Annotated in this window: 8 protein-coding genes; 2 read left to right on the top strand and 6 right to left on the bottom strand. The window is 68.6% G+C overall.

The genetic code is table 11. The features are described from left to right. Positions 1-12 precede the first annotated feature (12 nt). Both AC1HFW_RS31320 and AC1HFW_RS31315 read right to left on the bottom strand, forming a co-directional pair. On the bottom strand, positions 13-828 hold the full coding sequence (locus AC1HFW_RS31320; RefSeq protein ID WP_479286399.1) for a DUF4377 domain-containing protein: 816 nt from the start codon (positions 826-828) through the stop codon (positions 13-15). 329 nt (positions 829-1,157) lie between these two features. After that, complete coding sequence (locus AC1HFW_RS31315) at positions 1,158-7,148, bottom strand: DUF3320 domain-containing protein (RefSeq protein ID WP_479286398.1); 5,991 nt, start codon at positions 7,146-7,148, stop codon at positions 1,158-1,160. Between the two features lie 417 nt (positions 7,149-7,565). On the opposite strand from AC1HFW_RS31315, the gene AC1HFW_RS31310 reads away from it, so the two are divergent. Together AC1HFW_RS31310 and AC1HFW_RS31305 are read left to right on the top strand one after the other, a co-directional pair. Further along, entirely contained in the window at positions 7,566-8,351 is a 786-nt protein-coding gene (locus AC1HFW_RS31310; protein WP_479286396.1) for an extracellular solute-binding protein, read from the top strand. 79 nt (positions 8,352-8,430) lie between these two features. After that, entirely contained in the window at positions 8,431-9,363 is a 933-nt protein-coding gene (locus tag AC1HFW_RS31305) for a hypothetical protein (RefSeq protein ID WP_241075225.1), read from the top strand. A gap of 24 nt (positions 9,364-9,387) precedes the next feature. Here AC1HFW_RS31305 and AC1HFW_RS31300 read toward each other — a convergent pair whose 3' ends face one another. The 4 genes from AC1HFW_RS31300 to AC1HFW_RS31285 are packed head-to-tail and all read right to left on the bottom strand — an operon-like array spanning position 9,388 to position 13,432. Next, complete coding sequence (locus AC1HFW_RS31300; RefSeq protein ID WP_061072251.1) at positions 9,388-10,941, bottom strand: AAA family ATPase; 1,554 nt, start codon at positions 10,939-10,941, stop codon at positions 9,388-9,390. Positions 10,942-10,948: 7 nt separating this feature from the next. After that, on the bottom strand, positions 10,949-11,509 hold the full coding sequence (locus AC1HFW_RS31295) for a hypothetical protein (protein WP_479286394.1): 561 nt from the start codon (positions 11,507-11,509) through the stop codon (positions 10,949-10,951). Beyond that, on the bottom strand, positions 11,509-11,706 hold the full coding sequence (locus AC1HFW_RS31290) for a hypothetical protein (RefSeq protein ID WP_241075228.1): 198 nt from the start codon (positions 11,704-11,706) through the stop codon (positions 11,509-11,511). Before AC1HFW_RS31290 ends, AC1HFW_RS31295 begins: the two co-directional genes overlap by 1 nt. 10 nt (positions 11,707-11,716) lie before the next feature. Next, the gene (locus tag AC1HFW_RS31285) at positions 11,717-13,432 is read right to left on the bottom strand and encodes a hypothetical protein (protein WP_241075229.1); all 1,716 of its coding nucleotides are present in this window, start codon (positions 13,430-13,432) and stop codon (positions 11,717-11,719) included. Positions 13,433-13,434: the final 2 nt, after the last annotated feature.

The raw sequence follows: 13,434 nt of genomic DNA, 5'->3' as shown, positions 1-13,434 counted from the left end.
GGCGCGACCGCCTTACTTCTTCTTGCCCGAGGCGTCCTGCTCGACCACCATGTCCAGCACGTACACCTTCGACGGCGCATCGGCGGGCGGGTTCTTCCAGTCGTAGCGCTTCACACGCAGCACGGTACGCACGCCGTCGCGATGATCGTAGCCTTCGATCGACTGGTACAGCGGATGCCAATCCTCCTGCGGCGGCAATTGCACGCCGGCGTCGTTGTAGCGGCGCTCGCGCACCATCAGGCACTGGTAGCGCGGAATCATGGGATGGCTGCAATCGGCGCGCTTGGGCGCCACTTCCAAGAACATGGTTTCGCCGGCGCTGCCATACAGGGTTTCAGGCGTCGGCTCGCCGACGAACTTCAGCACGCTGCCATCCTGCGCCACCAGTTCCAGGGCCGGTTCGGTCGACTCGCCGCTGAGCGTGGCGCGCAGGTCGCCCTTCAGGCGCTGGCCGATCTCGGCGTCCAGTTTCATCAGGCCGGGCTCGCACGCCTTCATGGTCGAGGCGAGGTTGGCCACGCGCAGCACGCCGTCCTTGTAGGTGTAGCCGCCGAATTGCGTGTTGCAGCCGCCACGGATATTCATGCCGTCAGCCGAGAACGACAGGCGCAGCGGTTGCTCGATGCCCTTTTGCAGCGCGGGAATGGCCTTGCCCGAGGCATCGGTGGCCGCAGCCAGACGCCAGTAATAGGCCGGCAGGCTCAGGGCGGACCGGGACGACGACGCGGTGGTGGACATGGTGGATGATCCTTCGCCAGGAGAGGAAACCGGCGCGCAAGCCTGCAGCAGCGCGGCGCAGACGGACGCCAGGAGAATTGTTTTTTTCATGGTGGGTTCCTATCAGCCGTGTGGCACTGATGAAAACCCGGATTCTACGTCCGCGCCATGGACGAAAAAGGCGGATCGCGCCCTGGGACGTATCCAAATCTTGCCACGCGGCTGAACGCAGGCTGACAGCGGCAATGGCGCCCAGGCCCCTCGTGCCGCAGTGACACCGCCCGAATTGCGGCACGCGCCACGCGCGGATCGCGGCCGCATGCCCGATTACAGTCTGACACTCACGCGCGCCGGCGCCATGAAAAAGTCTGCACATCTGTGCAGATCTTTGCAGTGGCGCAAGCGGCCGCGCGGCCCGGGCGGCGCGCGCCGGGCCGGCCTCACGCCACGCGCAACAGGCCCGCGTCTTCTTGCACCCGGCCTTGCGCCACCAGGGCCGCGACCGCCAATCCCAGCCGCGCCTCGGCATCCGCCAGCGTGCGCGACAACCCGAGCATGCGGCATACCGACTTGATCACGTCCGCCCGGGGCGCGCTGCCGGTCATGGCCAGCACCTGCAGGATGCCATTGGCCAGCTCTTCCAGGCAGACATCGTCCAGCCGGCGGCGGGAGGCCTCGTCTTCGGCCGCGCCGCGGAACCCGGTCCAGGCCGCCGGGTGCACGCCAGCCGGCCAATAGAACGTGACCTCGCCTTCCTGCGTGCGGCCCGAGGCGGCGGGCGCCAGCATGCGCAATCGTTCGACAATGCGCACGCCGGTACGCTCCAACCCCCAGGCGCGCGCCACGCGGCGGTGCAATACCGTCTCGGGCAGCGGGCCTTCGGTCTCGATCACCTGCCGCAGCGCCTCGGCCAGCGGCGCATTGCTGGCGCGGTCGTGGAACGCCGCGGCATCGCCGCGCGGCAGGTCGGCGACCCGGTACGTGGAGAAACCATCCGCCAGGCCCGCCGCGCCGCCGGCGGACGCGTCAGCCGCCGGCGCCCCCTCTTCCGTGACGATCGTGAAGGTGACCTCATCCTCGGCGTGCGCGGAGGCGTCCTCGGCAGTCGGCTGCGCCGCCGGGGTGTCCTCCTCCCGCGCCAGTTCCGCCTCCAGGCGGACCAGCAGCTTTTCGACTTCGCGCTCGGGGTTGATCCACCAATCGGTCGACCAGATCCGGTGCAGGCGCCATCCCAGGCCTTCCAGCACCACCTGGCGCAGGCGGTCGCGGTCGCGCGCCGTCGCGCCGGAGTGATAGGCGCGGCCGTCGCATTCGATGCCCAGCAGGTATCGGCCCGGCGCGCGCGGATCGACCACGCCCATGTCGATGCGGTAGCCCGAGCAGCCGACCTGCGGATGCACCACCCAGCCCCGTTCGCGCAGCACCTTGATGACCTGCGTCTCGAACGGACTGTCGGGCTCACGCCCGGTCGGCAGCGACTGCTCGACCAGCGCGCGCGGCCCCTTCAGGGCGAATTCCAGGTAATGCTTCAGATCGCGGACGCCGGCGGCGCGCACGCGCGACAGGTCGATCTGCTCCGGCGCCAGGGTGCTGTAGATCACCACCCCCTCGCGGGCCCGCGAGATCGCCACGTTGAGCCGGCGGTGCCCGCCTTCGCCGTTGAGCGGACCGAAGTTCATCGTCATCTTGCCGGCGGCGTCCGGCCCGTAGGTGATCGAGAAATAGATCACGTCGCGCTCGTCGCCCTGCACGTTCTCCAGGTTCTTGATGAACAGCGGCTCGCGCGACTGCGCGGAAATGGCCTTGTCCAGATCGGCGTTGGCCCGGCGCCGCGCATCCAGCAGCGTCTCGATGAGCGACTGCTGCGGCTGATTGAACGTCACCACGCCCAGGCTCTGGCGGCGGCGCGCCGGATCCAGGTAATGCTGCTCGATGCCCCTGACGATGGCGTCGGCCTCGGCGCGATTGCTGCGGCTGCCGCCGCGGTCGTAGACGCCCGCCACGCGCTCCAGCCGCACCGCGACGTCGTCGGTGACCGGCGACGGGAAGGTGATGAGCTGCGAATCGTAGTAGGTCACGTTGCTGAACGTGATCAGGCTTTCATGCCGGCTGCGGTAGTGCCATTGCAGGCGCAGGCGGTTCATGTCGGCGCCCAGGCATTCGTCCAGGATGCTCTCCAGGTCTTCGACCTGGCCGTCGTCGCCGGCGCCGTCATCGTCGTTGGCGGACTTGCTGAAAAAGCTGGTGGGCGGCAACTGCCTGGTGTCGCCCACCACCACCAGTTGCTGCCCACGGGCGATGGCGCCGACCGAATCCCATACCGGAATCTGCGAGGCTTCGTCGAACACCACCACGTCGAACTGCGAATGGCCCGCGTCCAGGTATTGCGCGACCGACAACGGCGACATCAGCAGGCATGGCTTGAGCTTGGGCAGCAGCGAGGGCAGGCGCTGCATCAGCTGGCGCACCGGCACGTGGCGGGTCTTCTTCTGCAATTCACGGCGCAGCAGGCCCAGTTCGCTGTCGGGGCTGACCAGGATGGCGTTGTTGGCCGGCACCTTGCCCGCCAACAACGCGCCGATATAGGCCGAAGTCAGTTGCTGGAAGCGGTCATCGGCCTGGCGGAACTCGCGGATCTTGCGCTCATGATCGGCGCTGGAGAATGATCGCAGCAACGGCGAACGGTCGATGACCTTCTTGACCCACCAGTTGCGATAACTGAAGTCGAAATGGGCCTCGACCTGGGCCAGCGGCACACGGCCTTGTTCCAGCGAGGCCACCAGCCCCTGCAACTGCATGCCAATGGCCTGCTCGCGCGCCTGGCGCCACACGCACCACGGCATCAGGCTCTGCTTGTGGCCGCGCCACTCGGCCAGCACCCCCTGGATGCGCGCCAGCGCGCCGGCCTCGTCCTCCTGGCCATGCAACGGCGCGGTGGGCCGGGCCTGCGCGTCGACGGCCGCAAGCCGGTCGCGCAGCGCTCGCCAGGCATCGCGCGTCTCGAGCAGGCGCTTGCCCAACGTCGCGCCAGGCGACAGGAAGGCGCGATTCTCGGCCACCAGCGGTTGCAAGTGCGTGCGCAGCGCGATCGCCGCGGCGGGGTCGCCGGCCATCAACGTGACCGCCTCGGCGAAACGCCCGGCCCATTCTTCATGGCGCCCGACCTGATCCCAGTCGGTATCCAGGCCGGCATAATCGTTCAACAGCAAACGCTGGGCGTCGGCCTTCAAGGAAGCCAGCTCGCGGTCCTCGGCGTTGACCCGCGCCAGCGGCGCCAGCATGGCGGCAACGGCCGCCTCGTCCGGACGCGCGCCATCGACGCGGAACGCGGCCAGCCGCTTGCGCAGGCCGCGCTTGGCGAAGACGGCCTTGGGCCACCAGGTGGCGCAGGCGGCTTGCCACTCGACAGCCAACGCCGTCGCATCCAGGTCCGCCAGCCGCGCCTGCCAGGACGGGCCGACATCGGCCCAGTGCGCGTTGCGCGCCAGGCCGTGGCGCGCCATGGCCTGCACCTGTTGGCGCGCGGCCGGATCGTGCGCCTGCGCGGCCAGACCCGCCGGCACCCGCGGCGCCGCCAGCAACACGTCGACCAGCGCGTCCAGCCGGGCATACGCCGCCAGGCTCAGCCCGTCGACCGGCAGGCCCAGCCCCTCGCCCGCCGCGCCGGCGCATTGCTTGAAGGCGTCCACCGCCTGGTCCAGCGCCTGCGCCGCCGCCAGCAGCGCGTCCTGCCAGCTCGGGCTCCATTCGGTCATGCCGATGTGCGCCAGCGGGTGGCCGTGCAGCCTGCCCAGTTCGGCGGACAGCGTCGACATGCGCCGCGCCGTCTCGCGCAGTTGCGCCAGTTCCTTTTCGCCATGGGCCTGGGCATCGGGCCAGAACATGGGCGACGGCTCCTGGCCGGCATGCTGGATGCTGGTGCCGATGGCGTCATAGACCGTCAGGCCATTGTCATGCCGCTGGTGCAGGGCTTCGACCAGTCCGTTCAGTTCCTGGCGCAGCACGCCCAGCCGCTCGGCCTCGCGGCTCCATTCCTCGCTGGTGCGCTGGCTGCCGAGTTCCAGCGCCTTGCCCAGCTGTTGCAACACCTCGGATTTACGCGCCTTGGAGGAATGCAGTTCCAGGCAGAACGGCCCCAGGCCGATGCTGGCCAGGCGGCGATGCACCACCTCCAGCGCGGCCATTTTCTCCGAGACGAACAGCACCGTCTTGCCGCGCGCCAGCAGATGCGCGATCAGGTTGGTGATGGTCTGGCTCTTGCCGGTGCCCGGCGGCCCTTCCAGCACCAGGTCGCGGCCCGCATCGACGGCGCAGATCGCCTTCAATTGCGACGAATCGGACAACAGCGGCGTCAGCAGGTCCTCCGGCCGGTAGTGCTCGTCCAACCGATCGAAGCGGGGATCCCAGGGCGCTTGCGCGAAGGCCTGGCCCGGATGGTCGATCAGGTGCTGCACGACGCGGTTGGCCTTGAGCTGGCCGGTGCGGTCCTGCAGGTCTTTCCACATCAGGTATTTGGTGAACGAGAAGATGCCCAGGTGCACCTGCTCCAGCACTTCCCAACCGGGGATCTCGCGCACCGCCAGGCGGAACGCCTGCAACACCCGCGCCACGTCCACGCCCTTGTCGTCGGTGGGCAGCACGTCCAGGCCGGGAATGCGCAACTCGTAGTTGTTGCGCAGCATCTGCAGCAAGGTCGGATTGATGATGGTTTCGTCGTCGTGACGCACCAGCCGGAAACCGCTGCGCACGGATTGGCGCTGCAGCGATACGGGCATCAGGATCAGCGGCGCCAGGTGTGCGCTTTCGGCGGTGGGGTGCTCGGTCCAGCGCAGCATGCCCATGGCCAGGTACAGCGTGTTGGCGCCGCCCTCCTCCAGGCCGGTGCGCGCGGCGCCGAAGATCGCCAGCAGGTTCGCGTCCAGCGCCTCCTGCGGCACGCGGGCGATCAGTTCCCGGTTGGCCAGCGCTTCCAGCGCCATATCGTCCAACGGCGCGCGGCCGCCCCGATCGACGTGCACCTGCGCCACGCGCGGGTCGTTGCCTTCCATCAGCGCCGCCGGCAAGGGGCGGACGCGGAACTCGCTGCCGTCGGCAATCGCGTCTTCCAGCCGGCCCAGGTCCGGCACCACCAGCGGCAACGTCGATTTGGTGTTCTTGAAATTCAGCAGGCGGTTGCGCAGCGTCAGGTCCAGCAGGCGCGACTTCCATTTGGCCAGCCGGCCTTCGGGGGTATCGTCGGCCGGTTCCAGGCTGATGACGAACTCGGGATCCAGCGGCGGCAGCGCGGGCGTCGGCTCGATCGCGGCCGGCGCTTCGGTGGCGTCGGCCCCTGCGGGCGCCATGCCGACGGCGCGCGAGGGCAAGGGCTTGATCTGCAATTCGCGCGCGCGGTGCACGTCGATGGCATAACGGAACGATCCCTCTTCGCGCAGGTGCGCCGCGCCCTGCTCCAACGCCAGCCGCAGCGACGGACGGAAATTCGGGTGCTGGGCAATGCCGGTGGCTTCGAACGCCAGGAACTCGCCACTGTCCACGCGCTTGCGCACGGCCTGCACGTCATCGGTCAGCGGATCCGCGAAACAGGCCGAATGCAGCCATACCCCGACCCATGCATGGCCCTCCTTCATCAGGATCACGGGGCGCAGCCCGGCCTGCTCCAGGCACGACGAGAACAGCATCGCGAGATCGAGGCAGGTCGCCACGCGGGCGTCCAGGATGCGATCGGGCGTGCGGATCTTCTGGCCGTCCACGCCGAACGAGGCGGGCGGCTCGGCGTAGTGCAGCGTTTCGGCCGCCAGCGTGCTGTAAATGGCCGATACCTGCTTCCAGACCACGTCGCGGCTCTTGGACTGGTAGCCGTTCATCGTCAGGTCGCTGTGCTGGCCGCGCAGCAGCCGGGCCGCCTTGCCGATCAGCGCGTCCACGGCGGGATTGTTGGGCATCGAGAAAGCGGCCAACAATTCCGGCAGCGCGCGCGTGCCGGCCCACTGGTCGTAGGCCAGCACCGACACGGGCCGCGAGGCGCGTCCCACTTCCTGGCCGGCGGCCAGCGCCGTCACGTCGATGGTGGCGCGCTGCGATTCCTGCAGCTCGGCCAGATAGGCATGGTCGGGGGTCAGGTCCAGCGGCGCGATCCGGCGGATCTCGCCCGGCACCAACGCGTCGAACCGCAACCGGACGCCCTGCGCGAAGGCCGGATTGCAGCGGATGTGGACCTCGACGTTCTCGAACGTGCGCGACGAGCGGTTGGTCAACCGCAACGACCGCACGATCGGCACCGCGTTCTGGATGGAGGCGTAGCCCAGGGTCGGATCGGCTTCGATGTCGATGGCGATGGCGTCCAGCGCCTCCGGCGCCGGACCGGCGGTCGCGCCGGCCTGCGCCGCGCCCTCCTGGATGGCCGGGGGTTCCAGGTCTTGTCGCTTATCCATCGCTCTCTCTCTGTTCGGTTCATCGCCCGCGGGCCGCGGCGGCGCACGATGTGCGGCCATGCTGGCCGCGCAGGCGCCGGACCCGGGGAGCCGTCGGGCGGGCAGTCTACGCGTTGCGCGGGCGTTGTGGAACAGGCCGCGGCGGCAACGGGTTTCGCCCAGCGACTATAGACTGAAATATCGCCTTCTCCGGGCGGGCAGCGGCTTTTTTCAGGGCCCGGACGGCCGAGTGCCAGCGAATCATGTCGCACTTGCGGCCGGCGTCCGGCGCCGGCATCCGCCGCGATGGAATATTCACGCCGGCCGCCGTGTCTACAGCCAGGAGGACTCGCGCCCCCCAGGCGCCGGGTCACGCCCGCCCCATCGCCTGTCGGTGCGCCGTCCGCGCGCCGACAGGCCTTACCGGAGAACCCCCATATGCAGTCGCATCCGCCGAAGTTGATCCCGCGTGTCGCCAGCGCCCTGCTGGCGCTTGCGTGCCTGGCCTCGCCCGCCGCCTGGGCCGCGCAGGACCTGAACGTCTACGGTCCGGGCGGCCCCGCCCCCGCCATGAAGGAGGCCGCCGAAGCGTTCGGCAAGCAGCACGGCATCCAGGTCAAGGTCACCGCCGGCCCCACGCCGGCCTGGGCCGAACAGGCCAGGCAGGACGCCGACGTGCTGTTCAGCGGCGCCGAGAACATGATGAGCGGCTTCGCCACCGCCCTGCCCGGCGTGTTCGACCTGCGCGACGCGCGCACGCTCTACCTGCGCCCCTCGGCGATCCTGGTGCGGCCGGGCAACCCCAAGGGCATCCAGGGTTTCAAGGATCTGCTCAAGCCCGGCATCAAGGTGATGGCGGTATCCGGCGCCGGCCAGACCGGCCTGTGGGAAGACGTGGCCGGCCGCCTTGGCGACATCGAGACCGTGCGCGCCTTCCGCGCCAACCTGGTGCTGCCCGAGGCCGGCAACAGCGCGCAGGCGCGCAGCCAGTGGACCGAGGACAAGGGCATCGACGCGTGGCTGATCTGGAACATCTGGCAGGTGTCCAACCCGACGCTGGCCGACGTGGTGCCGGTGGAAGAGCCCTACCGCATCTACCGCGACGCGGGCGCGGTCGTGACCCGGCATGGCAAATCCAATCCGCAGGCGCAGGCCTTTGTCGACTTCCTGACCTCGGCCGACGGCCGCGCGATCTTCAAGAAGTGGGGCTGGAAGACGGACTGACCCGACGGGAACGCGTCAGCGGCGTTCAGCGATAATCAGGCAACTCCACTACCGCCTGGTTCATCGCCAGGCCACGCCGATGCGTATCCGCGCCGCTTTGCTGCTTTGCCCGCTGGTCCTCGCCCTGCACGCGCCGGCCGCCCTGGCCGACACCCGGGTGCAATCGCTGGACCAGGTTCCCGGCGCCATCAAGACGCAGGACGCCCGCAAGATGTACGACAGCCAGATGAGCGGCGCGCCCCGGCCCGACGGCCTGGGCACGCAGTTGCCGGCCGGCTTCAGCAGCGACTTCCTGCTCCAGCAACTGGCTCCCGGCCAGAACCCCAAGCGCCTGCTGGTGGCCGGCGCCAAGGCCTGGCCGCAGCGCCCCGGCGCCTACGTGGCGCTGGTGTGCCTGGCGGCCAGCGCCGAGCGCGCCGAACGGCTCAAGAAGTTCGGCGACGGCGACTGCAGCAGCCTGTCGCACGACGAGGACCGGACCGACGTCTGGGTCGGCGTCTTCGACTCGGCGCCCGGCGCCGCGCCCAGGCTGGTGGCGCGCACCGAATCTCCCGTGACCACGCCGACCGATTGGAGCGACACCGACATCGATCCGCCGATCGACCTGGCGATGCAGGACGCCGGCGCCCCGATGCTGTCCACCCCGGCCAGCTGGAAACGCTTCGACCTGGCGCCCTACAGAATTGCGCCCGACAACACCGCGTTCGGCCTGCGCGCCGGCTGGAGCGAGGGCTACTCGGGCGGCGGCGCCGACTTCGAGGCCCTGTATCTGTTCCGCATCGACGGCGCGACGCTGCGCGTCGCCTTCGCCCGACCCATGTCGTTCGTCAAATCCATCGCCGGCGACTGGAATCCCGATGGCACGCGCGAGCATGACGAATCCGACGCCAGCAATTCGCTGGTGATCCTGCCGGGCAAGACCGGCGGCTATTTCGACATCCAGCTGCGCCAGCAGGGCGGCAAGTGGAAGCGCACGTTCAAGTGGTCGGCGCAGAAGCAGGCCTACGAATAGGCGCCGCTTGCCGCGCCGCCCGGATCAGCCCAGCACCTGGCGGCGCGGACGCCCCTGCACCGCGGCCATGCCGATCGGGTGCCCGGAGGCAGGCACGGCGCGCTCCCGGCCCCAGGCCCGGATGCTCTCGATCTGCTCCGGCGCGGTCTTGGACAGCGGCACCACATTGCGGAAACTCTGGCGGAACAAGTCCGGCGTCGCCGCCGCGTCGCCATTGAGATAGGCCTCTTTGACCACCTCGCGCACCGCCGCCTCCAGGTCGGAGCCGGCGAAGCCGTCGGACGCCTCGACCAGTTCATCCATCAGGTCATCGGACTGTGCCTGTTTCAGGCCGCGCTTGACGTAGATGTCGATGATCTCGCGCCGCTCGACCGGGGTGGGCAGATCGACAAAGAACAGCTCGTCGAAGCGGCCCCGGCGCAACAGCTCCGGCGGCAGCTTGGACACGTCGTTGGCGGTCGCCACCACGAACACGCGGGCGCGCGCCTCCTGCAACCAGTACAGGAACTGGCCCACCAGCCGGGTGGACGTGCCGCCATCGCTCGAACCGCCGGTCGCGCCGGCCAGCCCCTTCTCGATTTCGTCGATCCACAGGATGCAGGGCGACACGTGATCGGCGGTGGCCAGGGCATCCTTCAGGCGTGACTCGCTCTGGCCCAGGTATTGGCCGTGGATGGTGGACAGGTCCAGGCGGTAGAGCGGCAGGCTCCAGCTGGCGGCGATGGCCTTGGCCGAAAGCGACTTGCCGCAGCCCGGCACGCCCACCAGCAACACGCCGCGCGGCGGCCGGATGCCGCGTTCGCGCAGGTCGGCCGTCAACAGCGGGCGCTCCTTGTCGAGCCAGGCCTTGAGGCCGCCCAATCCGCCGACACTCAGTTCATTGCCGCGCACCGACACACGCTCGATGCCGCTGATGTCGGCGAAGATGCGGTCCTTCGCATGCATCAGCTCGACCATGTCGGCCTTGGTGATGCGGCCGTTTGCCAGCAGCGTGGCAATGATGTTCTCGGCCTCGATGCGCGAGATTCCCGCCAGGATGGCGGCAGCGCGACGCTCGTCGTCGGCATCCCATTCGATCGGGAAATGACCGCGGTAGGCATCCAGGTTCTCGCGGATGATGGCCTGCATCTCGTCTTCGGTGGGCGCCGACAGCGTCAACGCCATGCCCGCCCGCTGCAGCTGCCCCCAGACCGGCTTGGTGGTGATGACCACCACCACGCCACTGTGCTCGGCCGCCAGCATCACCACGTCCAGCAGATGACGGGCGGACGCGGTGTCGTCCTCGATATCGGAAACTTCGGTCAGGACGCACGACAGGTTCTGGCGCTGCGCGAACTGCTGGCTGGCGAAATCCACCGCGCCCGTCACCGAACGGTCTTCGTTGACCGAGCGTCCGCCCACCAGCTCGCGCGTGCCTTGGGAGAGCGTGTGGACATACACCGGCGCGTTCAGCGGCGCCACGACCTCACGCAGCAGATCCAGCACGCGGCTGCGCTCGGCGCTGCGGATCGAAATGAAGGGAATGCGCGCCTTGAGATAGCGCGTCAGCGTGGCCTTGAATTCGGTGGTGTCGCTCATGGATCGCTCAACTGAGAATGTTTCGACGGCGCATGCCCGTGGCCGGAGCCTCCGGCATCGGCGCCATGCCGGGACGCGCATCGGCCAGGACAGGCGGCGCCGTCAAGGCCTCATATCGTGACAACGGGTTATTGCGCAGCAGCACCGCGAGGCGGCCGCTGCGATCGGTACGCGCGCTGTTCTCCAGCGATTCCTGCGCGCGCTGGACGAACTTGCGGACCTCATCCGTCAAATGCGTGCGCAAGGTGTCGGGAAAGGACTCGACGCCCGCGAGCCGATGCAGAAAATGCAGCGCATGGCGCGCGTTGAGAATGGCGCGCACGATCAGGCTCTCGTCCATGCCCACGCGCAGATCGCGCGTCAGGTGTTCGGAGCAACGGGTCAGGCGCGTGTTGAACTCGGCCACCATGCGTTGCGAGAACAGCGTCGCGACCCCGCCGGCCCACGACAACTCGCCGCGCCGCATCCGATCCAGGCAGGCTTCGTCCTCGGTGCCCACAGCCAGGCGGTCCAGGCAGGCGCTCCATTGCGCATAGGTGCGCGGGACGTCCGTGTCGGGCGGCACCATCAGCGGACACGGCGGATGAAAGGCGCGGCGGGCAACAAGTCCCAGGCCGGCAGCGCGCCCGCCAGGGCGTCGCAATGCTCCGCCGTCGTGACGATGGTCGCGGGCACGGGTTCGGGCGCGGCGGACGCTGCGGCCGAGGCCGATTCGACCGGGGTATCAGGCGCCGCCTGCGCGGCGCCGTGGATCTGACGGGTCATCGCTACGTCCTCAGGGCTGGATCATGACTCGGCGCACCGAATCGCGCGACGAGAGAATGTGCTGCTCGGGGCTGATGCCCTCGAGATAGGCCGTCACGTGAGTGGCCACGCCGTCACGCTCGGCGATTTCGCGCCGCACTTCCACCACTTCCGCCAGGCAGGCCTTCAGCGCCTCGGTGGTTTGCGTGCACAGTTTGGCGAAATCAGCCTGGACGGCCTTGCGCGCATCCAGGTACTGGATGCGGCTGCCCCAACACACCAACAGCAGGAACACGCCCACCGCCGGCAGGAACCAGCCGGAGGAAAGACCATGAATGATCAGGAACACCCCGCCCGCCAGCACCAGCCAATTCCACAGGGGCCACCGCATCTCGCTCAACCTGAGGGTTGCCCGCGCGGCGATTTCCTGCTCGAGGCTCTGCACCAGTTCGGTTTCATTGTCCCCATCCCGCGTCACGCCCTGCCAATCCTCGATGCTCAAGGACACATCGGCGGGCACCGACAGGCGGGTCTTGGCGGTCACGTCGCCATAGCCATCCAGGATCCAGTCGCGCGAATGCGCCACCGCGAAGCGCTGCGTGGCCCGGGTCACGTGCGAAACGTCCGGATGCATGGCCGCGTTGGTCAGCAATTGCGTGAAATCCACGCCCTCATCCAGCACTGACGCCTGCAGGTCGTAGCGCGCCTGCGCGGCGCGGCGGTTGCCGCCCTCTTCGATCACCAGGCGGCACAGCTCCTCCTGGCGGCGCAAGGGCAGTTCCTCGTCATCGAAACTGGTCACCAGCTTGCTCAACAGTTCGTCCACCGCCGCCAGCACGCTGGCGGCAGGCCGGATCTCGCCCTGGAACATGGACTGGAAGTGCGCCAGCACCATTTCGTGCGTGGCGGCGCTGTTGATCGCCTGGTTCAACGTCGGCCAGGTCGGGCTGAAGCGATACAGATTGGGATAGCGGGCCGAATGATCCTTGGTCGGCGTCTTCGACAGCAAGGCCTTGCCCCATTGCACGCGCTGCGCCTCGATGAAGCCGGCCTGCTCGGACAGCTCGGCGATCCAGTCCGCGATCCGCTTGCCGCAATGCAGCGTCACGTCGACCCCGAACACGCCGTTGGCCAGGGCGTCCACCATGACAACCGTCTGACGGTTCAGCTTGTACGGGTTCTGCATGCCGAAGTAACGATCCAGCCAGGTCCGGTTGACCTCGTTGCGGCCGGCGCGGCGCGCGATCAGGGCGAAGAACAGCGAGGTCTTTTCATCGTCGCGGCGGATGGCCTCGGCCAGCGCGCGCTCGGCCAGCTCGCGGTTGTCGCCCAGCCAGGCCGACAGCGCCACCAATGCCGGCGCCAGCCAATAACGCGGCGCCGAAATCATCAGTTCCTCGGTCGCGCCGCGCAGGGTTTCCTTGCGCACCAGCTGGATATCGGACGCCTGCAGGATGCCCGTGGCGTGGCGGCGCACGATGCCGTAGTACTCGTACTTGGTTTCCAGTTCCTGGCGTACCTTCACCTGGCGCGTCTCGGCCAGGGCCAGTTCCTTGGCCTTCACGTCCGACTCGACAAAGTCGGCAAACGCCCGCTCCAGCCGTGACAGATCGGCGCGGGTCTGGTTCAGTTCGGCGCCCATCACGCCGACCCGGTTCGACATCGTGGAAATCGTGTCGTTCAGGTTGCGCAACGAACCCAGGATGCCGCTCAGGTCGGCGGGTCTTACGGTATTGGTGGTCGCCATGA

The organism is Achromobacter sp. ISS7 (assembly GCF_056523125.1).
Note: the sequence above shows the minus strand (reverse complement) of the source record. Positions and strands in the feature narration are given on the sequence as shown.

Coding starts and splice junctions, on each gene's coding strand:
- AC1HFW_RS31320 (WP_479286399.1), bottom strand. CDS start 828: ATGAAAAAAACAATTCTCCTGGCGTCCGTCTGCGCCGCGCTGCTGCAG.
- AC1HFW_RS31315 (WP_479286398.1), bottom strand. CDS start 7,148: ATGGATAAGCGACAAGACCTGGAACCCCCGGCCATCCAGGAGGGCGCG.
- AC1HFW_RS31310 (WP_479286396.1), top strand. CDS start 7,566: ATGCAGTCGCATCCGCCGAAGTTGATCCCGCGTGTCGCCAGCGCCCTG.
- AC1HFW_RS31305 (WP_241075225.1), top strand. CDS start 8,431: ATGCGTATCCGCGCCGCTTTGCTGCTTTGCCCGCTGGTCCTCGCCCTG.
- AC1HFW_RS31300 (WP_061072251.1), bottom strand. CDS start 10,941: ATGAGCGACACCACCGAATTCAAGGCCACGCTGACGCGCTATCTCAAG.
- AC1HFW_RS31295 (WP_479286394.1), bottom strand. CDS start 11,509: ATGGTGCCGCCCGACACGGACGTCCCGCGCACCTATGCGCAATGGAGC.
- AC1HFW_RS31290 (WP_241075228.1), bottom strand. CDS start 11,706: ATGACCCGTCAGATCCACGGCGCCGCGCAGGCGGCGCCTGATACCCCG.
- AC1HFW_RS31285 (WP_241075229.1), bottom strand. CDS start 13,432: ATGGCGACCACCAATACCGTAAGACCCGCCGACCTGAGCGGCATCCTG.